This is a genomic window from Thermomicrobium sp. CFH 73360, assembly GCF_023806465.1.
GTDB lineage: Bacteria > Chloroflexota > Chloroflexia > Thermomicrobiales > Thermomicrobiaceae > Thermomicrobium.
This window is the reverse complement of record NZ_JAMSLS010000001.1, coordinates 91,432-116,129: the sequence shown is the minus strand read 5'-3', so window position 1 is coordinate 116,129 and position 24,698 is coordinate 91,432. Positions and strand designations below refer to the sequence as shown.

Genomic DNA, 24,698 nt, shown 5'->3' with positions numbered 1-24,698 from the left:
TAAGCCACAAACGTTGAAAGCGCAGCTCAGCTTCCGTCAGATCCCTCGACGCCAGTCGGTTGCGGCTGTTCAAGGTAGACGCCGACGCGGAGCATCTCCTTGAGTTGCAGCCACGCTGCTCGGGCTTCCTCGACACTGCCCTCTTCTTCAATCGTCGAAATGTCACCCGGATCACGGTCGAGGATGACGGCCTTGAGGACCCGCCGCATGATCTTCCCGCTCCGTGTCTTGGGAAGCGCACGGACGAAGTTGAGTTCGCCAATCACTGCGACTGGCCCGAGTTCCCGGCGAACCGTCTCAATGAGTTCGCGCTCGAGCTCTGGCGACGGCTCGTAACCCTGCTTGAGGGTGATGAACGCGCTAATCACCTCGCCCCGTAACGGGTCAGGCCGGCCAGTGACGCCCGCTTCGGCAACTGCGGGGTGCCGGAGGAAGGCACTCTCGACTTCGATGGTGCCGATGCGGTGATCTGCGATCTTGATGATCTCGTCGGCACGGCCTGCGAACCAGAAGTAGCCGTCTTCGTCGACAGAAGCAGCATCGCCAGTGAAATAGACGCCAGGAATACGCTGCCAATAGTCGCGCGCATAGCGTTCCGGCTCACCCCAGAGGCCAGCAGTCAGTCCCGGGAAAGGACGGCGGATGACGACAACGCCACGCTCACCGGGGCGGCAGGGTGTGCCGTCCTCTGGACGGACGACTGCAACGTCCATCCCGGGAAGCGGAAGACTTGCCGACCCCGGCTTGATGGGGAGCAATGCGATACCGTAGGGATTGCCGATGACGGGTCCGCCCGTCTCGGTTTGCCACCAGTGGTCGATCACCGGGATACGGTTCTGAAAGACGTCCTTCTGCAGCCATTCCCAGGCGGGTGGATTGAGTACTTCCCCAGCACAGACAACTCGCTCGACCGAACTGAGGTCGTACTTCCTGGCCGGTTCGGTGCCGTACTTCATCAGCAGACGAACCCCTGTGGGCGATGTAAAGATGCCGGTCACGCCGTTCTCTTCGATGATGCGGTAGGGTGTCTCAGCCGATGGATAATCGAGTGCTCCCTCGAAGGCGATCGTCGTCGCGCCGAGGAGGAGCGGAGCATAAACGATGTAGCTGTGACCAACAATCCAGCCGATGTCAGAGGTCGCCCACCAGACGTCCGACTGCTTTAGTCCGTGGCACCATTCCCCAGTGGAGCGAATACCAACCTGGTAGGGACCATGGGTGTGGATGGCGAGCTTTGGCTTTGCTGTCGTGCCGGACGTCGCCAAAATGAAAGCAGGCTCATTGGATTCCATCACCTCGTGGCAGTCGTCCTGGCCGACGGCAAGGGAGAAGAAGTCCTCCCACCACATGTCTCGCTCCGGTGTCATCGGTGGTGTAGCTGTGCCACGGCGGAGAACGACCACACGCTCGACTGTGGGAATGCCGCTCGCGAGTGCTTGATCCACGATCTCCTTGAGCCGTACCTCGCGACCGCGACGCCAGGTGAGGTCGGTGGTGAAGACGACCTTGGCACCGGCCATGCTCAAGCGGTCGGCGAGCGCACCGGCACCAAAGCCTGCGAAGACGACAATGTGGATTGCGCCGATTCGGGTCGTCGCCAGCATGAGCGCGATCGCCTCGGGACAGGTCGGCATGTAGATTCCGATTCGGTCACCGCGTTGGATGCCAAGGCCACGAAGGGCTGCGGCGAGACGTCGGACGAGACGCCAGAGCTGGACGTAGGTATACGTGCGGCGTTCACCCCACTCCGTTTCAGCGATCAGCGCCGCTCGGCCGCCCTGACCCGCGAGGATATGCCGATCCAGCGCGGCGTAGCTCAGATTTGTAAGCCCGCCGATGAACCAGCGAAAGGTCGGCGGTTCCCAGGCGAACGGCTCATCCCACGTGCGGAACCAGAAGGCACGTTCCGCCGCTCGTGCCCAGAAGCGCACCGGATCCTCAAGTCCCTCGCGCCGCCAATGAGCGACGATCGGGTTGATCACCTCCATGCGGCACCTCCTCGCTGCTCAGACATCCTGTCACGCGCTGTTATGGGCAGTATAATGCGTCCGGTTCTAACCTGTCGAGACGGTGAGGTGGCCAGGTGGACGATATCGTTCTTGGAAGTGTCACCGAGTTCTTGAAGCGCGTACCGCCGTTCCAGTTTCTGGGCGAGGAGCAATTGCGCCAACTGGCACGTCGGATCGAGGTGCACTATTTCCCCCGGGGCTCGGCGTTGATTCGCCGCGGTGAACGGCCACCCGACTACCTGTGGGTGGTCGTGCGGGGTGGTGTGAAGAAGGCACTACGGTCTGCGACCGGCGAGGAGCATATCTTCGAAGTTGCGAGCGAAGGGGACCTCGTCGGTGTGCTGTCGTCTGTCAACGGGTTGGAAGGTCAACTAGACGATATCGCAATTGAGGATACGGTCTGCTATGCCATCCCGCGTGCTGTAGTCCAGGAGTTGATTGCGACCGAACCGGCGGTCGCACGCTTTTTCGTAGGTGCTTTGCGGGAATGGGTGCGTACCAGCTTGACTGCGCTCGAGCGCCAGGAGGAGACGGGTGAAGGATCGCTTTTGCTTTCCGCGCCGTGTCGCTCCGTTGCTCGCCAGCCACTGCTCACCTGCACGCCAGAAACGAACGTCCGTGAGGCTGCGCGACGGATGAGTGCCGAGCGGGTGAACTCGGTCGTCGTCGTCGATGCGCAGGGGGGTGGCATCGGTATTGTCACCGACTGGGACTTGCGCGAGCGGGTGATCGCACTAGGACGCGCACTGGAAACGCCGGTCAGGGAAGTGATGAGCACGCCACTGGTGACGATTGATGCCGATCAGCTGTTGCTTGAGGCGCTCCGCTTGATGATCGGGCGCCGCATCAACCACTTGGTCGTTACCGAGGAGGGGAGACCGATCGGCATGCTGACCGCGTTCGATCTCCTGGTGCAACAAGGGACGAGCGCGCTCTTCCTTGCTCGAGCGATTGACCGCGAAACGCGCACTGAACGGCTGGCGTATGTCGTGGAGCAAGCGCAACGCCAGCTCTTGCCTTTCCTCCTTTCGCGAGGAATCCGGGCGGGCGAAGTGGCCCAACTAGTCAGCGAAATTAATGATCGCGTAATTGCACGTGTGTTGGCCTTGCTTGAACAGGAATTGGGACCGCCGCCGGTGCCTTATTGCTGGCTTGTTTTCGGTAGCGAGGGGCGCCGAGAGCAAACAATTCGTACCGACCAAGACAATGGTATCGTGTATAGTGATCCGCCTGCGGGGCAAGAGGAGCTGGTCCGGGGATACTTCCTGCGGCTTGGGCAATGGGCCGTTGAACGTCTGGTTGCGCTCGGCTTTCCACCCTGTCCCGGACGGTATTCCGCTGATAATCCAGCGTGGGTGTTGCCTGTGGAGGAGTGGAAGCGGAGGTTCCGTGCTTGGATGGCGGTGCCCGAGCCGCAATCGGTGCTGAATTCCCTGATTGTGTTTGATTTTCGCGGCGTTCACGGAGAACTTGCACTTGCCACGGAGCTCCGCTCGTACGTCAGGCAGGAACTCGCGCACAGTCCTCGCTTCCTCTTCCATGTGGCAGCGCTTTCGACTGCCCATCCGCCGCCACTTGGTTTTCTCGGGCGGTTTGTCGTTGAGCGTTCAGGGGAACACAAGAACCAGCTTGATCTGAAGATCGGTGGGACAGGAGCAATTGTGAACCTTGTTCGACTCTTCGCACTTGAACGCGGGATCGAGGAGACCAATACACTGGCCCGGTTACTTGCCTTGCGTGAAGCCCGGGCGATCGAGAGTCAACTTGCGGATGACCTTGCGCAGGCGTTCGAGTTCTTGCTCGGCCTGCGCGTGCGGGTACAGCTCGAACAGCTGCAACGGGGTGAACGGCCGTCCAATTTCGTAGATCCCCGACAGTTGAGCTCACTCGATCGAACGTTGTTGAAAGAGGCCTTCCGCGTCATTGGGAGAACCCAGGCCGTAGTTCGCGAACGATTCCATCTAGAACAGGCGGGGGAATGAGCGAGCAGAACGGTTGGCGTACCCGACTGGCTGCCATTCTGCGTCAACTTGGCATCGAGGGAGACCATCGTCACCTGTTTGAGGTTCGTTATACTGTCCTTGACGCTGAAATGACCGGTCTTGACATCGAGCAGGACGAGCTTTTGGCAATTGGTGCGGTTCGCATGGAGGGTCCGCGTATCCTGGTTGGGGAGCGTTTTTATAGTCTGATTCGCCCCACTGTGCGGCGGTGGGGACCGAGTGTTCCGATCCATGGTATTCGACCTATCGACGTGGCTGAGGCCCCTGAGCTTCGTCTTGTGCTCCCAGAATTTTTCGCCTTTCTTGCTGGTACGGTGTTAGTAGGGCATGGCGTTGAGGTCGATCGGAAGTTTCTGGAACGTGCAGCGCGTCGCCTGGGATTACGACTCCCGTGTTCACTGTGGATCGATACAGGGCGTGTCGCGCGATGGCTAACCTCGCATCACGGCACGTTCGTTGAGGCCGCGGCAGACCGTGGACGGTTCAGCCTCGAGGAGTTGCTAACAGCGTATGATATTGAGCCGCCGGCGCGCCATCATGCATTGGCTGATGCCTTTGTGGCGGCACAACTGTGGCAGCGCTTACTCTACGAACTCATCAACGAGCGGATTGAGACGTTACGTGATCTTCGGCTCGTTGGCCTCTGCTAGCCAACTTGCGACACCACAACGACGAGGAGCACACGCAGTCCCAAGAACAGTAGAATCAGCGTCACCGGAATCGCTATCGCTGGCACGTCAGGCAGGAGGCGGCGGACTGGTCGATATAGTGGCTCTGTGAAAAGGTAAAGGAGCTGATGAATGACGGTTCTTCGCCCACGAGTAAGCCAGTCAAGAACTGCACGGCCAATAACGAGCCACATGGCGATGGCAAGCAGCCAGTTCAAGATGGTGATGATCTCTTGAAGCATTTGTCATGTCTCCTCGCGTGACAAAGTAACCGGGTACCGGGAAGCCGGTACCCGGTAAGCGGACTGTTCTTCGACGATCAGTCGTGCCCGGCTGGTGCCACGCCTGGTGCAGTACCCGGCGCTGTGCCTGGAGCAGGGAGACGCATCTCGCCAACAGGGATGCGCAGCTGATCGACCATGTCTTCGATGTACTTCGGCGCGGGTGCGGTGGCCAGACTCACGATGATGAGGAGAAGGAAGTTCGCGGCCATACCGAAGATTCCGGCCGAGAGGTGGGACAGACCGAGGACGTTGATGCGAGGATCAATATAGTTCGCAATCATGTACGCAAAACACACGATTAAGCCGCCGATCATCCCGGCGATTGCGCCGTTGGCGTTGGCACGCTTCCAAAAGATTCCCAGCAAGATTACCGGGAAGAAGGTCGAAGCTGCGAGCGAGAAGGCCCATGCCACGAGTTGGACAATAAGGGCGAACTGGGGGATTGCTAGCAGGGCCGCGATAATAGCGGAGATAAGGATCATAAGGCGGCTGAGGAAGAACCGGCGACCGTAGGGCGCATTGGGGTTAATGATCTTCGCGTAGATGTCGTGGGCAACAGCAGTGGAGATGACCAAAAGTAACCCGTCAGCTGTAGAGAGTGCGGCGGCCAGACCACCAGCAGCAACGAGTGCGGCGATCGTGAAGGGCAAACCGGCGATCTCCGGGGTGGCGAGGACCACAATATCTGGGTTGATGGTCAGCTCATTAAATTGTAGGAGCCCATCACCGTTAGCATCTTTGATGGTCAAAAGACCAGTCCGGATCCAACTTGTGGTCCAGGCGGGAAGGGCGTTAATAGGCTGACCGACCACGTTCTGGAGCACTTCCCAACGTGAGAACGCAGCATAGGCGGGTGCGGTGACGTAGAGGAGCCAGATGAAGAACAAGGACCAACCGACACTGATACGTGCCTCCTTGGGGCTGGGCACTGTGTAGTACCGGATGAGAATATGCGGTAGACCGACAGTGCCGGCCATGAGACACAAGGTTAACGCGAGGAATTGCCACGGAGTACCGACCCAGTCGCGCACGGTGATCGGCTCAGGGGGAGTGAGACCGATCTGCTTAAACGCCGTGATAGCACTGGCGTTGGACAGTGCTTGCTTAAACGGCTGCACATAGGAGGCGAGATTCATTGACTGTTCAAGCTGGGCAATGTGACTAAGAGCCTGGCCGTACATGAGCTGTGGGAAGGGAACACCTGTCAGTTTGCCTGAGAGGAATGTAACCGGGATGAGGTAGGCCACAATCAAGATGATATACTGGGCAACTTGTGTCCAGGTGATAGACTTCATACCGCCGAGGAACGAACAGACCAGCACTCCGGCGAGACCAACAAAGACGCCCACCCGGTAGTCGAGACCGAAGAAGCGGCTCATGATAATACCGACGCCAGTCACCTGTGCAGTCACATACGCGAGCGAGACGATAATGGCACAGATGGCCGCGACGAGCCGAGTGAGCCGGGCTTTTTCACCGTAGCGAGTAGCAACGAAGTCTGGGATAGTGTATTGTCCAAACTTCCGGATATACGGTGCGAAGAGGAGCGCAAGCAAGACGTACCCACCGGTCCATCCCATGATGTAGGCAAGGCCGTCATATCCCAAAAGCCAGAGCGTGCCGGCCATAGAGATGAACGACGCAGCACTCATCCAGTCTGCGCCGGTAGCCATTCCGTTGAAGAACGCTGGCACACGACGACCAGCGACATAGTACTCTTCCAGCCGTCGTGTAAAGTTAAGAATTCCGATAAAAGCGTACAAGGCAAGTGTGAGAAAGATAAAGGCATAACCAATATATGCCTTCGGTAATCCAACATTCTCTAGTAAAAGAAGAATGAGTGTGAAGATGATTAGAAAGATAAAGAAGGATCCATAGTACTTGGCGAGGCGCCGACGAAACGCACTGATCTGGGCACGGGTCAGCGGGGTGTAGCCAGCTTCCTGTGCCATGCCTGCCCTACTCCTCTTCCTCGAAGCCGTACTTCTTGTCAATGACCTGGTTCATCGTCAAGGCGTACACAAAGATGAGAATGACGTAGACCGTGATCGCGAACTGACTGGAGAGCCAGTATCCGAGCGGGAAGCCGGTCAATATGCGGATATTGTTCAGCGAGGCTGCAAAAGGCGGATGGAGGTAGGTCACCGCAAACCAGATGACGAGGAGCGTGAGAATCAGTCTCCACTGTTCTTTCCAGTACGCTTCGAGCCGTGTGCTATCGACTCCTGGTGCCCCCGACATTGCAGTTCCTCCTGCCCTCTTCACTTCCCAATCAGTGGGAGATCATCCCGTATCTGATCGTTAACCCCCTGCCTCCTGCAATGTACTGACCAACAACCCGACTAGCACCTCCTTTCCTGCTGATCCGATCAGCTGCGTTCTAGATAAGGCTGGCGAGCTTGCCGTGTCGCGCACCCGCTGGAACCGTTGTCTCTCAGCATCCAACACAGTCTTGGACTACTTGCTGTATAGCGGAAGGGCTGAGCCCTGTCAAGGGGGCGCAATTTATGGGAACGATAATACGCACGTTATGGTGACCTATGCTGCTGAAGGAGCGAAAGATGGTTCCTCGGATATCTCGCAGCTGCGGTCGTCTCGATAGGACTCATCGAAGATTTCCGGGACTCATCTTATTGTATAATCATGACCTGTCAGCTGTCACGTAGAGGAGTCTTGCAAGATTCAACAAGTGCGATGACCCGGGGCTACCTTGTGAGTACCGTCCCCGCGTTGTGTCGTCGGTGGCGTTCGCACCATACACTATCGCCAGGGGGTGAAGGGTGTCAACGCCGATCCGACGTCAGTATCTGGCGATTAAGCAGCAGGTTCCTGACGCGTTGCTCCTCTTCCGGCTTGGCGATTTTTACGAACTCTTCGATGACGATGCAGTCATTGCAGCAAAGGTGCTCGATATCGCCTTAACCTCACGGGAGCTCGGCCGTGACCAGCGGGTGCCGATGGCTGGGATCCCGGTACATGCAGCTGAGCCATATATCGCGAAGCTTGTCGCAGCCGGCTATCGTGTTGCACTGTGCGATCAAATTGGTACGCCAGACGGTCGTCACCTTGTCGAACGCCGTATTACGCGTGTTGTCACACCCGGAACCATCACCGAGCCGTCGATGCTCGACTCGCGACGCAACACGTACATCGCGGCGCTCCTGCTCGATGAACTGCGAGCAGGACTCGCGTTTGCAGATCTCTCCACTGGGGAATTTGCAGCCACGGAATTGCTGGCAGGTTCGGCAGAGGAACTCCAGGCGGCAGTCGAACGTGAGCTCCTGCGTCTGGGACCAGCTGAACTGCTCTCCTCCTCCGAACAACGTGCTCGTGTGCCAGATGTTGGTGCCTTCGTCACGGAGACACCGGAATGGATCTGGAGCGAGCGTTCGGCGCGTCGTGCGTTGCAGGAGCACTTCCGGGTTGCGTCGTTGGAGGCGTTCGGATTGGAGGAACGGCCACTGGCGTTGCGTGCTGCTGGTGCACTCCTCCAGTATCTGGCCGAGACACAAGCGGGTCGGCTGCCCCAACTTGACGATCTCGTCGTTTATCGAACCGACACGTACATGACGCTCGATGCCGCAACGCGCCGCAACCTGGAGCTCCTTGAAACGGTACGGGGTGAACAGAGTCGCTCTCTTGTTGCGATCCTCGACCGAACCAAGACCCCAATGGGTGCACGACTCTTGCGTCGCTGGCTGAACCAGCCGTTGCTCGACGTGAGGGCGATTTGCCATCGTCAGGCGCGCGTTGCAGCGCTCGTCGAGGAGACGATGACACGGGTGCGCTTGGGCGAACTTCTGCGTGCGGTCGCAGATCTGGAGCGGCTTGCGAACCGCGTCGTGACGGAGCGTGTCACGCCAAGGGAACTCCGGCAGCTCGCACGTTCCTTGAGTGTGCTTCCTGATATCGCCGAGGCTGTCGCGCAACGAGACGAGTTGGCGAGTTTCGGTGCGTTACCCGATCTGTCTCCGGTTGCTCGGTTGATTGAGGCAGCGGTCGTTGACGATCCACCGGCCACCCTTGCCCAAGGACCAGTGATTCGCGCGGGATTCGCTCCAGAGCTCGATGAACTGCGCGCCCGAGCTCGTTCAGCGCGGGAATGGATCGCTTCGCTTGAACAGCGTGAGCGCGAGCGAACTGGGATTCGCTCACTCAAGGTCGGCTATAACAAGGTGTTCGGTTACTATATCGAGGTGAGCCATGCAAATCGGCACCTTGTGCCCTCTGACTATCAGCGCAAGCAGACACTCGTCGGCGCTGAGCGCTATGTCACTCCAGAGCTAAAGGAGTATGAACATCTTGTCCTCCATGCCGAGGAGCAGATTGCGGCACTCGAGGCAGACGTATATCGTCGAGTCGTTGGGGAAGTGGCGAGTTCGGCAGGACAGATCCGACGTGTGGCGCAGCTTGTCGCGGAACTTGACGTCTATCGGGCATTCGCTGAAGTCGCCGTCGAGCGTCGGTACACGCGACCCGAGGTTGACGAGAGCTTGATCCTCGAGATTAGCGGCGGTCGTCACCCAGTGGTGGAGACGACGACCGAACCAGGCCGTTTTGTGCCAAACGACACCCGCCTTGACGTCGAGGAACAGCAGATCATGATCCTCACCGGGCCGAATATGGCGGGAAAATCGACGTATCTGCGACAAGTGGCACTGATCGTACTACTGGCCCAGATTGGGTCCTTTGTACCGGCCGAGCATGCACGGGTCGGCATTGTGGATCGGATTTTCACCCGAATCGGCGCGCAGGACGACATCGCTTCTGGTCAGAGTACGTTCATGGTCGAAATGGTCGAGACAGCTGCAATCCTGCGCCAGGCAACGCAACGCTCGCTGGTTGTACTGGACGAGGTCGGACGCGGTACGAGCACCTACGACGGGCTCGCAATTGCCCGAGCCGTGGTCGAATATCTCCACAATCATCCACGACTGGGTTGTCGCACCCTCTTCGCGACGCATTACCACGAACTGACCGAACTGGAACGTGTCCTGCCGCGGGTCCGAAACTACCGGATGGACGTGTTCGAAGAAGGAGATCAAGTCGTCTTCCTGCACCGGGTTGTGCAAGGAGGCGTGGACAAGAGTTACGGCATCCACGTGGCACAACTCGCGGGTTTGCCGCAAGCCGTCATCCGAAGAGCGCGAGAGATCCTCGCTGATCTGGAAGAGGCGCGGTCGAGCGAGCGGGTGCGGCGCCGGACCGCGATGGCGAAGGACACGCCGGTAACGGTGCAGCTGACACTGTTCGGTGCTTTTCACCCGGTGGTTGAACGATTGAAGGCTCTTGAGCTTGACGCGATGACGCCTCTCGAAGCACTGACAGTTCTGTACGAACTCCAGCGTCTCGTGCGCGAGGATGCTGCGAATCGCTAATCATCACGTGCAAGCGCGTGCTTCAGCTGCTCCTGCTAGGAGGACGCAGCAGCCAGAGTGGGAGGAATGCGGACAGTGCGATAGCAGCTGAAAGGGCGAACATCACGCGGGGGCCGAACGCGCCATAGATCGGTGTGTACAGTGCGGGCGCGAGTCCTTGTACCAGGAAGCGGGCTCCCAAGAAATACGCCGATGCGGTACCACGGTGGCTGGGCGCCGCCTGGACGGCGAGGGTGCTGAAGGCAGTCCACGTGAGCATCGCTGCGAGACCAAGCGTCAGATAGGCTGCGGCGAATACCCAGGGATGCGGGGCCGCGGCCATTACTGCGACGGTACTGCTTATGGCCAGAAGGCCGAGAGCGGCCCCGCGTTGCGCGCCGAAGCGCTCGAGGAGGAGCCCAGCTGGCGGCCCAAACAGAATTGCGCCGAGGCCGTAGAGAGACACGACGAGTCCGATCGTTGCGTAATCGAGCTGCCACAAATCACGCAAAGCCTGCCCGAGGAGATAGGCCGTACCCATGACGGCCGCATTCGCGAGAAACGCGAGGGCGACGACTTGCGCAACTCCGCGATCAAGAGCAGCGAGGAGTTCGCGGAGGGCGTGACCGAGCGACGGCGCGCGCGGTCGGGGCGGCACGACGTGACCGTGTCGGTGGAACCAGACGAGGAGCCAGGCGCCAGCAATCCAGCTTACAAGCGCGACCGACACGAAAAAGAGTCGCCAGGACCAAGCCACGAGCAGACCCGCGATGAGCGGACCGATGAGATGGCCGGTCTGGTTGGCCGCAGAGAAGACAGCGATGGTCCGTGGCAGCTGCGTTGCCGGCAGTGCATCGCCGAGCGTCGCCAGCAGGATCGGTGTTGTGAAGGCATTCGTCACTCCAAGCAAGAGGCAGCCGAGCACGAAAAGACGCAGATTCGGTGCCAGAGCGCAGAGCAAAGCGGCCAGGCCGAATGACCCGAAGCCGGCCAGGATGACTACTCGGCGCGACGTAAGATCGGAAATGGTTCCCGAAAAGAACTGACACAAGCCAAAGGTCGCAAAATAGGCTGGAATGATCACCGAGAGTGCTGTTCGGTCAACATGAAAGACTCCCTGGAGAATTGGAAAGATGATAGGGAAGCCGCCGCCATTGTAGGGACCAATCAGTGAACCGAGATGGAATGGAGCGAGGCTCCACTGACTAAACCGCTGAGTCGCTGCTCGTCTTGACGAGCGAGTCGCCACTCCTCGCCTCCCTCGGCAAGTGTAGCGCTGAAGAACGCCTGGACACTGAGTTGTTCATGAGTGCAGAACAGCCAGCGGGGCTCTCGGAACGGTGGCGATGTTTTGCTCCCGATCGGGAACGGCAAAGGTCATCGATCGAGTGGCATGTTCCCAAACAACCAGTGGATACTCCGGCTCTGCGGACGATGCAACCCCTCGCGATTTCTGGGCTGCCGTCTCAAGTTCTTGGGACGTTCTCTCGCGGCGTCTTGATGATCGAACGACGATTTTCCATACCACCTGGGCTTGCGAGCACAGTGCAAGCCTGTGGGTGATCCTCCGGGGATCGCTTCTGAGAGTTCGTGTTCCTCTCCGAGTTGGGGTTTCTTAGCCTGGGGAAAGCGAGCAGTTGCGTCATGCGCCAACACTCGGGGGGTGAAGAGCCTCCTCTCAGCGGGAGAGTGCGTTCGTTTTCCGTGTCGTAGCACGTATGCGGAATACTGGTCGCCTCCGGGTCGCGTGGAACTATGCGTCGTGCACAAAAGGGCCGAGCCAGATTGCGCGTGGTGCCTGAGCACTGCACTCCCCGCTTCGGTACGCTGCACGAACGGAAGGGGGTGACGGCGATGGCGAAGGCCATTCGGTCTCGGACCCGAGAACCTCCGCATGTGATGCCTCCACGTTCGCCGGGAGTCGTTCGTACCGCACTCGATGAGCTGCGACGGTGCAGCGGAAGGGAGCTCGACGATGAGCGATGGTGCGATTGCCTGGATGCTGATCTCCACGGCATTGGTTCTCCTCATGACACCGGCACTTGGCTTCTTTTATGGCGGGCTGGTTCGCTCAAAGAACGTGCTGAACACGCTGATGATGAGTTTTGCGGCACTCCCCCTCGTTGGTCTTACTTGGGCGTTCCTCGGGTATTCCCTCGCCTTTGCACCGGGACTTCCGGTCATTGGTGACTTGTCCTTTGCACTGCTGCGTGGTGTCGATCTGGCTGCGCAAGGACAAATTCCTCACGTCCTCTTCATGAGTTTCCAGGCGACTTTTGCCATCATCACGGCGGCATTGATCAGCGGGGCACTCGTCGAACGTATGCGCTTCGGTCCGTACCTCGTGTTTCTTGCCCTGTGGGCGGTACTCATCTACGCACCAATTGCTCACTGGGTCTGGGGCGGCGGTTGGTTGGCGAACCTCGGGGCACTCGACTTTGCCGGGGGAACGGTGGTTCACGTGAATGCCGGTGTGGCGGCTGCCGTCGGCGCGCTGGTGCTCGGCCAGCGACGTGACTACGGTCGTCAGGCGATCCTGCCGCACCATATCCCCTTTACCCTGCTTGGTGCAGCACTCCTGTGGCTCGGGTGGTTCGGCTTTAACGCAGGGAGTGCTCTTGCTGCAAATGAATCAGCAGCACTCGCGTTCACGAACACGATGCTTGCTCCAATGGGCACAGCACTCGTGTGGATGCTCTTGGACGTGGTTCGGACTGGGAAGGTGACAGCTGTCGGTGTGGCGACGGCGATCGTCGTTGGATTGGTGGCGATTACCCCTGCGGCTGGTTTCGTCGCACCGCTGTCGGCAATCGCGCTCGGTGCACTCGCCGCGTTTCCAAGTTACTTCGCTCTGGTGTGGCGGGCTCGTACCCGCTTGGACGATTCCCTGGACGTCTTCGCGGCTCACGGGGTGGGCGGCCTGACCGGAGCGCTACTCACAGGAGTCTTTGCCCAGGAATCCTGGAACGGGGTGACAAACGGGCTGCTCTTTGGTAATCCCATGCAAGTGGTGATCCAAGCGGTTGCTGTCTTTGCGGTCGCGGCGTATACCGCGGTTGGGACGTTCGTGATCCTCCGGGCGATCGCTGCGGTCACGGCGCTTCGGGTGCCGGATCTCGCTGAACGGCTCGGTCTGGATGTCAGCGAGCACGGTGAGCAGGCGTACACGAGCGGTGAAGGAGCGATCCTTCTCTTGCCCACAGTACGGGCAGTGGAGAGTGGTGTACGCGTGGGACCAAAGGTCAAGCAAGTTGGAGGAAGTGCATGAAGCTGATCGTAGCGATCATCCGACCCGAAAAGTTGAACGACGTCTTGGAAGCATTGTTTCGCGCTGAGGTGCGTGGCCTGACGATTTCAGCTGCTCAAGGACACGGCGGGGAGATGGAACAGGTTGAAACGTATCGTGGCATGACCGTGAAAATGGAACTGACGCCAAAAGTGCGCCTCGATATCGGCGTGTCCGATCACTTCGTGGAGCCGACCGTGCAGGCGATTCTGGAAGCCGCTCGGACCGGACAGGTGGGGGACGGCAAGATTTTCGTCCTACCGGTGGAGCGTGTTTACCGAATCCGGACTGGAGAACGTGACGAAGCTGCGGTGACACCAGTCGCATGAATTCATCCAAGAACCCATCCCCACCCACCAACCGGCCCGCGGGGAGATCCCCCGCGGGCCGGTTGCGGCATGGGATGGATGGGAGGTCAGTCTGCAACAGCTCGGGCCTCGACGGGTCGCTCGCGCACGCGCCGTGTCGGGCGCTCCTCGACTGCTTCGATCGGAGGATGTGGAGCCACCTTCCAGAAGGCGGTGCGCAACTCGTCCCATCGTTCCAAAATCTCGCGGCCGCGTTGGCTGCTGGTGAAAGCGACATGCTTGGCAATGAGGGTGCGAAGCATCTCCTCGTCTTCGGCACTCAGGCGCTCCAACTGCACATACTCGCGGTTCAGGCGTCCTGGGAAGACACCTTCTGGGTCGAAGACAAAGGCGACGCCGTTCGTCATACCGGCTGCGAAGTTCCGCCCAGTTGGACCAAGGACGACGACAACGCCACCGGTCATGTACTCGCAACCGTGATCACCGACACCCTCAACTACTGCAATGGCGCCGGAGTTGCGGACCGCGAAGCGTTCACCAGCTTGTCCGGCAACGAAAAGTTCTCCGCCAGTCGCACCGTAGAGCACCGTGTTCCCGACAAGAACATGCGGCCGGTTCGTGTCGGCGGGGGGTTCGGGGGAGCGAACGATGATCGTGCCGCCACCCATGCCCTTCCCAACGTAGTCATTGGCCTCACCATTCAGGATGAGTGTCAGGCCGTGCCAGCACCAGGCGCCGAAACTCTGACCAGCCTGGCCGGTGAGTTCGACGGTGACAAGACCTTCAGGTGCACGCTCCCTGCCAAAGCGCAGCGCGAGTTCCCCGGCCAGACGGCCGCCAACCGCCCGATTGTGATTTCGTACCGTCGTGCTGATGCGGACTGGCTGGCGCTGCTCGAATGCCGGACGTGCCTGCTCAAGCAGCCATTCGTCGAGGGCCGGCCCGGTGAGGTCATGGAAGATATTCCGGTCATACAGACACCGACGCGGAGCGTTCGGATCGGCTGGTACCGCGAGCAACGGCTGGAGATCGAGCGTTGCGGCTGGTCCGTCGAGTTGGTCCATAACGGAGAGCAACTCGACGCGTCCAACGATGTCGTCCAGGCGCCGGGCTCCCAGCATGGCGAGATACTCCCGTACTTCCTCGACCAGGAGCGTGAAGAAGTTGATCACGTGCTCCGGCTTGCCAGCGAACCGCTTACGGAGATCTTCGCGCTGTGTCGCGATACCGGTCGGGCACGTGTTGAGGTGGCACTGTCGTGCCATGTCACAACCGATGGCGACGAGTGCAGCAGAGCCAAATCCGAACTCCTCCGCACCGAGTAAGGCCGCGATCACGATGTCTCGTGCCGTTTGCAGACCGCCATCGGTCCGCAGTCGCACTCGGCTACGCAGGTCGTTGAGGACAAGCGTCTGCTGGGTTTCGGCCAGACCGAGTTCCCATGGGACACCTGCATACTTGATCGAAGAGAGTGGCGAGGCACCTGTGCCGCCGCTATGGCCGCTAATGAGGATGTAGTCGGCATGGGCTTTGGCAACACCAGCCGCGATGGTGCCCACGCCGGCTTCGGCCACCAGCTTGACGCCGACCCGCGCGCGCGGATTGACCATCTTGAGGTCGTAGATCAGCTGAGCCAAGTCTTCAATGCTGTAAATATCATGGTGCGGTGGCGGCGAGATCAGCTGGATGCCAGGAATCGCATGACGGAAGCGGGCGATGATCGCTGTCACCTTGTGCGCGGGCAGCTGTCCACCCTCCCCGGGCTTGGATCCCTGGGCGATTTTGATCTCCAATTCCTCTGCCCGCACGAGGTACTCGGCCGTCACACCGAAGCGTGCACTGGCAACCTGTTTGATCTTGTTGTGCGGGACATCAGTCCCTTCCTCGTAGTACCAGTCAGGATCCTCGCCACCTTCGCCGCAGTTCGAGCGCGCTCCGATCCGGTTCATGGCGATAGCAAGGGTCCGGTGTGCCTCTGGTGAGAGCGCTCCCAAGGACATTGCCGTCACAACGAACCGTTTGCGGATCTCCTCTGCTGGCTCGACTTCGTCAAGTGGAATGGGCTGTGTCGGACGGAAAGTCAGGAGATCACGCAAGGCCATTGGGCGCCGATCCTGTACCAGCTGCACGTACTGCCGGTAGGCCTCACGATCACCGGTCTGGGCTGCCTGCTGGAGTGCCCGGACGTTTGTCGGGCTGAAAGCATGGTACTCACCATCCTTGCGGAAGCGGACAAAGCCCCAGTCGGGTAGCCGATCGATCGGCTCTGTGAAGGCAGAGGCATGTCGCTGGAGCGCGCGCTCGGCAATTCCCGCCAGGTCGAGCCCACCCAGACGCGACGGAGTTCCGGTGAAGAACTGATCGACGACGTCCTGGGACAGACCAAGGATCTCGAACAGTTGAGCACCCTGATAGCTTGCAAGTGTGGAGATCCCCATCTTCGACATGATCTTCAAGAGCCCATACTCGAGCTGCTTCACATAGCGCTTCGCGAGCTCGTCAGCAGAGAGCTGGTCAGCGCCGCGGGTGCCAGCGAAACTGCGGGCGACATGCAGCGCCAGATACGGATGAACTGCTGCTGCACCATATCCGATGAGGACCGCGGCCTGGTGTACATCCCAGACATCACCGGTGTCGCAGACGATTGAGGCACGCATCCGCTTGCCGGCCCGAATCAGGTGGTGGTGCACGGCGCCGACAGCAAGCGGCATGGGGATCGGTGCATGCGTGGCATCGACATCACGATCGCTCAGGATGAGGATGCTGACGCCCTCAGCAATCGCCTGCTCAGCGCAACGAAGGAGCTCGGCCAACGCTTGCTCCAGTCCGGCTGGCCCGTCTGCGACCTTGAAGACCGCGCGCAGTGTTCGAGCTTTCAGCTCTGGATGATTCGCGAGCGCAGCCAGCTGCTCCTCGAGCAAGATTGGGCTCGGCAAATGGAGGAGCCGTGCGTGCTCCGGCGTTTCGGTCAGGAGACTGGCGCGCGGTCCTAGATAAACATCAAGCGACATGACCAACTTTTCACGGAGTGAGTCGATTGGCGGGTTTGTTACCTGAGCAAAGCGCTGGCGGAAAAAGTGGGCCAATGGGCGCGGTAACTCCGAGAGAACAGCGAGGGGAGTGTCGTCGCCCATCGACCACAGCGGTTCTTTGCCCTCCACGGCCATTGGTTGGACGACAAGCCGCTGATCTTCCGCGGTAAAGCCGAAGGCGACCTGCCGACGAAGCCAATCGTGCTCCTCAACCTCGTGTCCGTTTCCGCCGACCGAGCTCGGCACCAAGTGCACGCGGTGCTGAGCGATCCATTCCCCGTAAGGACGCCGGACTGCGAGGAGCTGTTTGATCTCATGGTTCCGGTACACTGTGCCGGTCGCTGTGTCGGCAACGAGCATCTGCCCTGGGCCGAGGCGACCACGTTCGATGACGTGGCGTGTGGAGAGATCAATGACACCTACTTCGCTCGCAAGCACGACCAGTCCGTCCTCGGTAATTGAGTAGCGGGCTGGTCGCAAACCGTTACGGTCGAGGACCGCGCCAGCGACGCGCCCATCAGTAAAGGCGATCGCTGCGGGACCGTCCCAAGGCTCCATGAGCCCTGCATGGTAATCCAAGAATGCGCGCACCTCGGGGGCGAGATCATCCATATGCTCCCACGCCTCCGGGATGAGCATGGCGACGGCGTGAACGATGTCTCTGCCTGAGAGTTCCAGGAGTTCGAGCACTTGATCCAGGCTCATCGAGTCGGAACCCTCAGGATCGATTAACGGCAGCAGCTCTGAAAGTCGGTCGCCCCATAGCGGCGACGAGAGTTCCGGCTCGCGGGCGCGCATCCAGTTGCGGTTCCCTTGGAGGGTGTTAATCTCACCGTTGTGCGCGATCCGGCGGAACGGTTGGGCGAGTTGCCAGGTGGGGAACGTGTTGGTGCTGTACCGCTGGTGGAAGAGGGCGAGAGCGCTCTCCATCAGCGGATCCTGGAGATCTCGGTAAAAAGCTGCCAGATCGCGTGCTACGAAGAGGCCTTTATAGACGACCGTTCGACAAGACAGTGAGGGAACGAAGAAGCCGCGGATCCCGAGCTCCTTGGCACAGCGTTCCGCTCGCCGGCGGGCCAGATAGAGACGGCGCTCGAACTCCATTTCGTCGATCCCCGCCGGTCGGGCAGCGATGACTTGCTCGATATGGGGCATCGTCTGCCGTGCTTGCTGCCCGAGCACGGTGGGCTCGACTGGCACCACGCGCCACCAAACGTCGGAGATGTCCTGTGCTTGGAGAGCAGCAGTCAGTTCCTGTTTGCAGCGCTCGCTCGCTGCCGCATCCTGGAACGGGAGGAAGACCAGTCCTGCGGAGAGGCGCTCCGGCTCAACCGTTACGCCCAAAACGCGGGTGAGTTCCCGGACCAGCAGCTTACGCGGCAATTGCAGGGTCACGCCAGCGCCGTCACCTGTTTTTGCATCGGCTGACACGGCGCCGCGGTGTGTGAGATTGACGACTGCTTCGAGCGCATAGCGAACGATCTCGTGGCTGGGTTTCCCACTGAGGTCGGCAACGAAGCCAGTACCGCATGCGTCGTGCTCATAGTCTGGCCGGTAGAGTGGTGCGCCGACGATCTGTTCCTCGCTGCTCACACGCATCATTGCGTCGATAGCTCCTTCCCTCTGCGCTGAGGTCGTCGCTCCTACTCATGCACTGAGCGATGCTGATTCGACCTTTCAGCGAACGGATTTCCCTAGTGGCAAACAATGCGAGAACATCAATGCCCCGGTCGCGAGTTCCGGTCGGGGAGACCGGAATTATCCGACGCGCAAATTACTTGCGCGTCCTCGCCCGGGGCCTGAGAGGTACAGAACGCCTCAGGGAAGAGCTGAAGAACGCCAGCGTGGAACTCTGCTGAACCTGTGATGAGGGCACTTGCCGCGCCGTTGCCGCCATTCCGGTTCCTCCTCCATCGCTCGCGCGCCGTTGCGCGGGCAGAAACCGCGAGGACCTCAGCTGGGTACTATAGCAGGCAATCCGGTCGACCGCAAGACCCTTTTATGGAATCGATTCAGACATGAAGCAATTCGGTAGACTGTTGCTTCTGTCTGTCCCTGCTCCGGTTTGGCAACCGGGGGCTGTGTCCTTGACCGCTCGCTCTCCGCAAGGGCATCGTGACGGAGCTTGTCTCACGTTGGAAGCATCTCGGGTCCCAGGAGATTCGTGGAGTACGAGCGGGACAGGTTTCTCGTCTCATGCCCCTGTCAATCAAGAACTCCCAGAGGAGCGCGCTGGCGGTCCCTTTCACTTGGTGCAGGTCTGTGGGGGCAGAGCGACGGGGCAGGCGCCAGCGTCACACGGTAGACAAATGAGGATATCGCGTTATGCTCGCGGTGGTTTCCCAGTGAGTCGATGCTTGATGACCTTCCTTCGTGGGCGATGCCCGAAAACCGCGCGATCGACGATCCCGGCTGTGGAAGTGGCAGGAGGGTAGCTCTCCTGAGCGTAGCGTTGCGACCTTGGACGAGTGAGGTCGTGCCGATTGAGTCCCGTCATTTGAGTCCCTTGTCGACTTCCGTGCTCTGTGGGACACTGTGACCGTGCGGATCGGTGGTGCACGGTGAGGAATCTTGCACCGGCCGGTTTGCTTATGAGATGGGACGGCGATACGCCGCGGAAAGTCATGCGGGGGTATCGGTATGGGTGATGGGATGGTCACACATCCGGAGCCACAGACGGCACCGGACTTTGAGCAAGAGGCGCTTCACCACGTCTGGATCCACTCGGCGGAATGGATTCGCTTGGCTGAGGAGCGAGGTTTTCGGGTCTTTGAGAGAGCTTACGGGAGCATGCTCGTCGACGTTTACGGTCGCGAGTATATCGACGGTCTATCCGGCTTGTGGGTTGTCAACGCAGGGCACGGTCGACGCGAAATTGCTGAAGCAATGGCCGAGCAGGCTGCAAAGGTAGCCTATGTGTCCTCGGCCAATCATACGACCGTGCCAACAGTTCGCCTGGCCCACGAGCTCGCGGTGCGGCTTCCTGGAGACCTTAACCGTGTCTTCTTCTGTTCCGGCGGTTCGGAGGCGGTGGAGAGCGCGATCAAAATTGCGAAGCAAGTTCAAGCGATGCGGGGTTATCCGAAACGGTATAAGATCATCGCACGACGTGGAAGCTACCACGGCATGACCTATGGCGCGATGACGCTGACCCAATCGCGAAACGAAAAGTTCTTCGGGCCATTTCTGTACGGGGTGTACTACGTTCCCTCGCCGAACCGGTACCGCAATGACTTCGGGCTCGAAGGGGAGGAAGGGGATCTCATGTGTGCGAATTATGTGGAACAGGAGATCCTCTACCAGGATCCCGAGACGGTTGCAGCGGTGATCGGTGAGCCAATCTCGACGTCGAACGGGGTCCATGTTCCCTCACCCAAGTACTGGCAGCGTCTCCGGGAGATCTGCGACAAGTACGGCGTGCTGCTTATCATGGATGAGGTCATCAACGGCTTCGGCCGTACCGGGAAGATGTTTGCCGCTGAGCATTTCGGTGTTGTGCCCGACCTGATGACGATGGCGAAGGGAATTACGTCGGGGTACGCGCCGATGGGGGCGGTGGCCGTGCGGGACAAGGTGTTTGAGATCTTCCAAGAGCAGAAGGAGGTTCCGCTTGGCCACTTGCTGACATTTGGAGGTCATGCCGTTGCCGCGGCCGCTGCACTCAAGAACCTCGAGATCTTCGACCGTGAGGGGCTGGTGCAGCAAAGTGCGGAGAAGGGCAAGTACCTCCTCGAGCAGTTGAAGGGACTCCTCCGCCATCCGACCGTTGGCGACGTTCGTGGTCTGGGGCTGATGTGCGGCATCGAGCTTGTGAAGAGCAAGACGACAAAGGAGAAGTGGCCGCGGAACAGCGCCTTTGTCAAGGCATTAGAACGGCGGATGAATGAGAAGGGCTTGCTGACGCGGGTCTGGGAGATTGTCCACGTGGCCCCGCCGTTGGTCGTCACCTATGAGGAACTCGATCTGATTGTTGCGATCATCGATGAGGCACTGACGGAGACCGAGGACGAGTTCGCAAGCGAGATTACAGACTGAGACGAGTCCTTGCGCGTCAACCCGCGACGAGGCGTTCGAGAAGCCCCGCGAGGCGTTCGGGGTCGAGCGCCTCGTCGCGAATGAGGTAGCGGATGCGCCGTTCGCTATCGAGGATGTAGCTCACGGTGGTGTGCGCAACTTCGTACTGTCCATCAGCGAGAGGTTGACGCACGACGGCAATCGCGAAATCTGCCCATACCGACTCAAGAGTCTGTGGGTCACCGGTGAGATAGAGAATGTGATCCCCGAACCCATTGAGCGTGAGATACTGTTGCACACGCGTGGGTGTATCTCGCTCCGGGTCGACCGTGATAGCGATGATCTGCACCTGATTGCAGACGTTCTGCGGAAGACGCTGATAGGCGGCCACCAATTTCCGCAGCGTCAAAGGGCAGGTGTCCGGACAACTCGTATACACGAAGGTCACAATGAACGCGCGGCCTTCCAGACTTGAGAATTGGACTGTCTGGCCAGTCTGATTGAGTAATGTAAAGTCAGGGGCAGGCCGACCGTCGAGCTCAAGTGCCCATTCGAGGGCGCGCTGTGCCTGATACCAGCGGACCGCATACAGCACTCCCGTACCAACCAGCGCCACACATGCAAGGATCCAGAGTGTATTGCGGATGCGTCGTAGCATTATCGTTTCCCTCTCGTCGGTTGCGCTGCGCGGGTGATTCGGGGACGTTGGCCTGGTCCACCAAAGAGCCACCAAAGGAGTGGGATCGCCGTGATCGTGATAGCACCCCACAGCCACCAGGACCCCCACAGGGTGGGTTCTGCGCGTTCCACTGTGACGTCGAAGGCAACCGAGCCAGCTCCTCCGGGAGCCCGAATAGCCAACTCGATTCGATACCTCCCGGGTTGATCGACTGGAAACTCGGCCGCGTAGTAGAGCTTATTCGTCGCTTGCTCCCGCGTTACCGGATACTTCTGGGGCGAACCGCCATTCAAGGGGGTAATCGTGAGCAGAATCTCGGCGTTCTCGACGATCGCCTTATCCTCCTGACGTTGCAGAAGAACGCTCACATCCACAATTCCCGTCTGAAGCGGCACCGGGCTCGTGAAGACCGTGACCTCGTATGGCCCGATGGGGTAATTGGCCACCCGCACCTGCCCACCATTCGCAAGGACGGCCTCTGGCGTAAGGATAGTGAACAGGAGTGCGAGCGCAATAACTGCCAGAGATCGAGGCTGCGTCCGCTTGTTGGGTACTGGAGTACGGGAGACGGAGCTGCCTCGGTCAGCTTGCCGGCCCTGCTTCGAGCCGTGGGTGGGAAAGGGCTGGTGGGGGAGGTCCACCAGCCTCCAGGGTCTGCAAGTCCGCTGGCGGTGATTGTTTTGCATACTCTGGTTTCCGCTTCATCCTAGTAGTGTCCCGCGCATCTCCATGGGCTGGCCGAGAAGCCAAACACCGAAGAGAAAGAGTGCCATGTGGAGGACAAGCCAGGGAAGGACCGCGAGAAAGCCAAGCTGGAGTTGGCGGCCGAGCGCCAGTGCCCAAAGGACCGATCCGAAAAATCCCGCAGCAAGCGTGAGGACGACCACTTCGTAAACGGTATTCATCGGGAGTAGGCTGGCGAGCTGCCAAGCGGGTTGACCGAGGAGCGCAGATCCGAACACATCGAAGACAAAGTTTTGGGTCAGGGGTACGACTGTCAGCGCGCCGGTCAAGAAGTGAAAAAGGTAGTGAGCCGTCCACATTCCAAAGCCAAGCGGAGCAAGGGAATACACAAATCGCTGAAATCCCCACCACCGCGAGGGTGCTCCTGTGAGAACGCTTGTGACGAGCCCGGCGAGCATCGCTGCAACCGCCAGGAGACCGATGCCGCCCAGGAACATGAATGCGAGCAAAACGCCCTCGCTGGTAATACGCAGTGTCTGACTGAGCCAGCTTAAGAACTGGTAGACGGGGCTTACCATGCCGAAGGCGTTGAGAAGTCCAAGCCCGGTGAGTCCAAGGACAAGAAGCATCCAGTCCGGACGATTGCTCAGGCGCCCAATACCGGACCGGTTCACACCTGGATCGAGTTCTGACACCAGCGGGAGGCGGAGCCGTACAGTCACGTTCTGGTATGGGCAGGCATGAACACAGTCAAGGCAGAACGTGCAGTCGAGGTTCCCAACCTTGCGTGGTTGGAAGAGGCCAAGCTCGCAGCCGCGCTGCACCAGTTTCCCTTCTGAATCAACATGTCCGCGAATACAGTCCTTCGTCACGCAGCTTGCGCAGACTCCACGGTCACGGATTGTGACAGCAGACGGTGAAGCCAGTGAACCAAGAAAATTGAATTGGCCGATGGGGCAAACATGTTTGCAGAACGCTGCACCTCGGAAGAACCCGTCAATAAGAAACGCGGCCACAAAATACGTGATGATCACCCAGGCAGTCAGCCATGGGCTTGCCCAGAGGTCAAACACCTCGTAGGCCCAAAAGAAGACTACCAGAAGCACGAGCGCCAGCCATTTCCCCTGAAGCCAACGGGGCCAGGCACGGCGTGGTCGGAAGAGTCGCTGAGCGAGGCGCCGCGGCAGCAGAAAGGGACAAGCGAAACAGAAGAGGTTTCCAGCCAGTAACAGTGCCAGCACCACGAGCCCACGCCAATGTACCCACGGCAGGACACCGGCGAGATTCTTGGGGGCGAGGGGTGGTCCGAAAAATCCATCATAAAGGACAAGCAGAGCAAGAAACAGCAGTACAGCCTGCGCGCTCGTTCGGGCGTGTCGCCAGCGGAGCCACGGGCCGAGAATCGGCCAGTGTTGCAGATCGCTCCATGATCCGATGGTACGGTGTCTAAGCGCTTTCTGGGCGGTCATGGAGAACCTCCTACGGTGTAGGGGGTTACACTGGGGCTATGGTCATGACCGGGAGTGGCGGGCAACTGGCTACTTGACCGAACACCTGAGATCGTCGTGCGGGCTTCGAACGCTTGTCCATTCCTTGTTCCGCGGACGATGATGATCCAGTCTCCGGCCATGGTGAACTCGAAGTTTTCTGTCCGGTAGACTCCATCACCTTCCTCGGAGGCTTGCACGATCACCGGCTTCATTCCAGCGTGGGACATCGTGCCTTCGACCTCAACGGAGCCAAGACCAGCAAGAGTCTGCCCGCGTTCATCACGGAGCCGCAGGTGGAGTTCGGCGGGACCGACTTGGGGTGGTGATGGCTCGACCGACACGATGTCAACCATGACCTCGGAGCTTCGTTGGCCACGTTGGCAGGCGGCCAGACTGCTGGCCAGGACGACCAGCAGGAGAACCGAGAGGAGAAGGCGGATAACCGACATGGTACCTCCTCCGAAAGATTGCCAAAACGCCACGGCAGACGGATCATCCAGCTTGCGCGGAGGAGGCGAATCAGGTTCGTGCTGTCGATCGAATGGCGCGGGGCGTGAGTGGTCAGCACACGGTGTACGACCGTCACCCCGAGGCAGGTGAATGAGAATGGGGAGAACCGCAATGGTCAGCGTGAGGATGGGGTTACCACCCAGCGCGAGGAGGTTTACGTCTTGTGGATCGTACGTTGTTTGCGAGCGCAGTGGCCCATGATGATGACCGGGAAGTTCGAAGAGGGCGTGTGGGTGAGGAAAATCCGCACCGCAAGTGCAGACGGTTGGGAAGAGGAGAAGTCCGAGGCCTGTCGCCAGAACTGCCAACAGTGTGAGCGTGGTTGTTGCGCGTTGCGTCGTCGTCATCGTATTTCCTGCCCGCACGTGCGGCAG

16 protein-coding genes are annotated in these 24,698 nt (G+C 59.7%); 6 read left to right on the top strand and 10 right to left on the bottom strand.

Annotated elements, in window-relative coordinates; all coding sequences use genetic code 11:
• Positions 1 to 26: 26 nt before the first annotated feature.
• Complete coding sequence (locus tag NET03_RS00470; protein WP_252126922.1) at positions 27 to 1,988, bottom strand: acetate--CoA ligase; 1,962 nt, start codon at positions 1,986 to 1,988, stop codon at positions 27 to 29.
• A gap of 95 nt (positions 1,989 to 2,083) precedes the next feature.
• Between NET03_RS00470 and NET03_RS00465 the strand changes: the two genes are divergently transcribed.
• A complete protein-coding gene (locus NET03_RS00465) occupies positions 2,084 to 3,991 on the top strand; it encodes a putative nucleotidyltransferase substrate binding domain-containing protein (RefSeq protein ID WP_252126921.1) in 1,908 nt (635 codons plus the stop codon).
• On the top strand, positions 3,988 to 4,662 hold the full coding sequence (locus NET03_RS00460) for a 3'-5' exonuclease (protein ID WP_252126920.1): 675 nt from the start codon (positions 3,988 to 3,990) through the stop codon (positions 4,660 to 4,662). The genes NET03_RS00465 and NET03_RS00460 overlap by 4 nt, the downstream gene beginning before the upstream one ends.
• Here NET03_RS00460 and NET03_RS00455 read toward each other — a convergent pair.
• The 3 genes from NET03_RS00455 to NET03_RS00445 all read right to left on the bottom strand — a co-directional run bounded on the left by NET03_RS00455 (position 4,659) and on the right by NET03_RS00445 (position 7,205).
• Positions 4,659 to 4,922, bottom strand: coding sequence for a YggT family protein (locus NET03_RS00455; RefSeq protein WP_252126919.1), 264 nt, complete (start codon positions 4,920 to 4,922; stop codon positions 4,659 to 4,661). The genes NET03_RS00460 and NET03_RS00455 overlap by 4 nt on opposite strands.
• Before the next feature lie 77 nt (positions 4,923 to 4,999).
• Positions 5,000 to 6,916, bottom strand: a complete 1,917-nt coding sequence (locus NET03_RS00450) for a sodium:solute symporter family protein (protein ID WP_252126918.1) — start codon at positions 6,914 to 6,916, stop codon at positions 5,000 to 5,002.
• A gap of 7 nt (positions 6,917 to 6,923) precedes the next feature.
• The gene (locus NET03_RS00445) at positions 6,924 to 7,205 is read right to left on the bottom strand and encodes a DUF4212 domain-containing protein (RefSeq protein WP_252126917.1); all 282 of its coding nucleotides are present in this window, start codon (positions 7,203 to 7,205) and stop codon (positions 6,924 to 6,926) included.
• Between the two features lie 539 nt (positions 7,206 to 7,744).
• On the opposite strand from NET03_RS00445, the gene mutS reads away from it, so the two are divergent.
• Entirely contained in the window at positions 7,745 to 10,342 is a 2,598-nt protein-coding gene (mutS, locus tag NET03_RS00440; protein WP_252126916.1) for a DNA mismatch repair protein MutS, read from the top strand.
• A gap of 22 nt (positions 10,343 to 10,364) precedes the next feature.
• On the opposite strand, the gene NET03_RS00435 is transcribed toward mutS, so the two are convergent.
• On the bottom strand, positions 10,365 to 11,570 hold the full coding sequence (locus NET03_RS00435) for an MFS transporter (RefSeq protein WP_252126915.1): 1,206 nt from the start codon (positions 11,568 to 11,570) through the stop codon (positions 10,365 to 10,367).
• A gap of 726 nt (positions 11,571 to 12,296) precedes the next feature.
• Here NET03_RS00435 and NET03_RS00430 point away from each other — a divergent pair.
• Both NET03_RS00430 and NET03_RS00425 read left to right on the top strand, forming a co-directional pair.
• Positions 12,297 to 13,589, top strand: coding sequence for an ammonium transporter (locus NET03_RS00430; RefSeq protein ID WP_252126914.1), 1,293 nt, complete (start codon positions 12,297 to 12,299; stop codon positions 13,587 to 13,589).
• The gene (locus NET03_RS00425) at positions 13,586 to 13,936 is read left to right on the top strand and encodes a P-II family nitrogen regulator (RefSeq protein WP_252126913.1); all 351 of its coding nucleotides are present in this window, start codon (positions 13,586 to 13,588) and stop codon (positions 13,934 to 13,936) included. Before NET03_RS00430 ends, NET03_RS00425 begins: the two co-directional genes overlap by 4 nt.
• An 86-nt stretch (positions 13,937 to 14,022) precedes the next feature.
• On the opposite strand, the gene gltB is transcribed toward NET03_RS00425, so the two are convergent.
• Positions 14,023 to 18,549: a glutamate synthase large subunit gene (gene gltB, locus NET03_RS00420; protein ID WP_252126912.1), complete on the bottom strand. Its 4,527-nt coding sequence runs from the start codon at positions 18,547 to 18,549 to the stop codon at positions 14,023 to 14,025.
• A gap of 1,038 nt (positions 18,550 to 19,587) precedes the next feature.
• On the opposite strand from gltB, the gene NET03_RS00415 reads away from it, so the two are divergent.
• Positions 19,588 to 20,982 (top strand): aminotransferase family protein, encoded by a 1,395-nt coding sequence (locus NET03_RS00415; RefSeq protein ID WP_252126911.1) that lies wholly within the window; start codon positions 19,588 to 19,590, stop codon positions 20,980 to 20,982.
• 16 nt (positions 20,983 to 20,998) lie between these two features.
• Here the strand turns inward: NET03_RS00415 and NET03_RS00410 are convergent, their stop codons facing one another.
• From NET03_RS00410 to NET03_RS00395, 4 genes are read right to left on the bottom strand one after another with little or no spacing between them, the layout of a single operon-like run.
• A complete protein-coding gene (locus NET03_RS00410) occupies positions 20,999 to 21,619 on the bottom strand; it encodes an SCO family protein (protein WP_252126910.1) in 621 nt (206 codons plus the stop codon).
• Positions 21,619 to 22,281, bottom strand: coding sequence for a hypothetical protein (locus NET03_RS00405; protein ID WP_252126909.1), 663 nt, complete (start codon positions 22,279 to 22,281; stop codon positions 21,619 to 21,621). Before NET03_RS00405 ends, NET03_RS00410 begins: the two co-directional genes overlap by 1 nt.
• A gap of 60 nt (positions 22,282 to 22,341) precedes the next feature.
• Positions 22,342 to 23,793, bottom strand: a complete 1,452-nt coding sequence (locus NET03_RS00400) for a FesM (protein WP_252126908.1) — start codon at positions 23,791 to 23,793, stop codon at positions 22,342 to 22,344.
• A complete protein-coding gene (locus NET03_RS00395) occupies positions 23,790 to 24,671 on the bottom strand; it encodes a FixH family protein (RefSeq protein ID WP_252126907.1) in 882 nt (293 codons plus the stop codon). The genes NET03_RS00400 and NET03_RS00395 overlap by 4 nt, the downstream gene beginning before the upstream one ends.
• Between the last annotated feature and the right edge of the window lie 27 nt (positions 24,672 to 24,698).

What these genes read in the sequence shown, in the direction of transcription:
- NET03_RS00445 (WP_252126917.1), bottom strand. Translation starts at nt 7,205, where the DNA reads ATGTCGGGGGCACCAGGAGTCGATAGCACACGGCTCGAAGCGTACTGG.
- NET03_RS00395 (WP_252126907.1), bottom strand. Translation starts at nt 24,671, where the DNA reads ATGACGACGACGCAACGCGCAACAACCACGCTCACACTGTTGGCAGTT.
- NET03_RS00415 (WP_252126911.1), top strand. Translation starts at nt 19,588, where the DNA reads ATGGGTGATGGGATGGTCACACATCCGGAGCCACAGACGGCACCGGAC.
- gltB (WP_252126912.1), bottom strand. Translation starts at nt 18,549, where the DNA reads ATGATGCGTGTGAGCAGCGAGGAACAGATCGTCGGCGCACCACTCTAC.
- NET03_RS00430 (WP_252126914.1), top strand. Translation starts at nt 12,297, where the DNA reads ATGAGCGATGGTGCGATTGCCTGGATGCTGATCTCCACGGCATTGGTT.
- NET03_RS00410 (WP_252126910.1), bottom strand. Translation starts at nt 21,619, where the DNA reads ATGCTACGACGCATCCGCAATACACTCTGGATCCTTGCATGTGTGGCG.
- NET03_RS00450 (WP_252126918.1), bottom strand. Translation starts at nt 6,916, where the DNA reads ATGGCACAGGAAGCTGGCTACACCCCGCTGACCCGTGCCCAGATCAGT.
- NET03_RS00455 (WP_252126919.1), bottom strand. Translation starts at nt 4,922, where the DNA reads ATGCTTCAAGAGATCATCACCATCTTGAACTGGCTGCTTGCCATCGCC.
- NET03_RS00460 (WP_252126920.1), top strand. Translation starts at nt 3,988, where the DNA reads ATGAGCGAGCAGAACGGTTGGCGTACCCGACTGGCTGCCATTCTGCGT.
- NET03_RS00470 (WP_252126922.1), bottom strand. Translation starts at nt 1,988, where the DNA reads ATGGAGGTGATCAACCCGATCGTCGCTCATTGGCGGCGCGAGGGACTT.
- NET03_RS00425 (WP_252126913.1), top strand. Translation starts at nt 13,586, where the DNA reads ATGAAGCTGATCGTAGCGATCATCCGACCCGAAAAGTTGAACGACGTC.
- NET03_RS00400 (WP_252126908.1), bottom strand. Translation starts at nt 23,793, where the DNA reads ATGACCGCCCAGAAAGCGCTTAGACACCGTACCATCGGATCATGGAGC.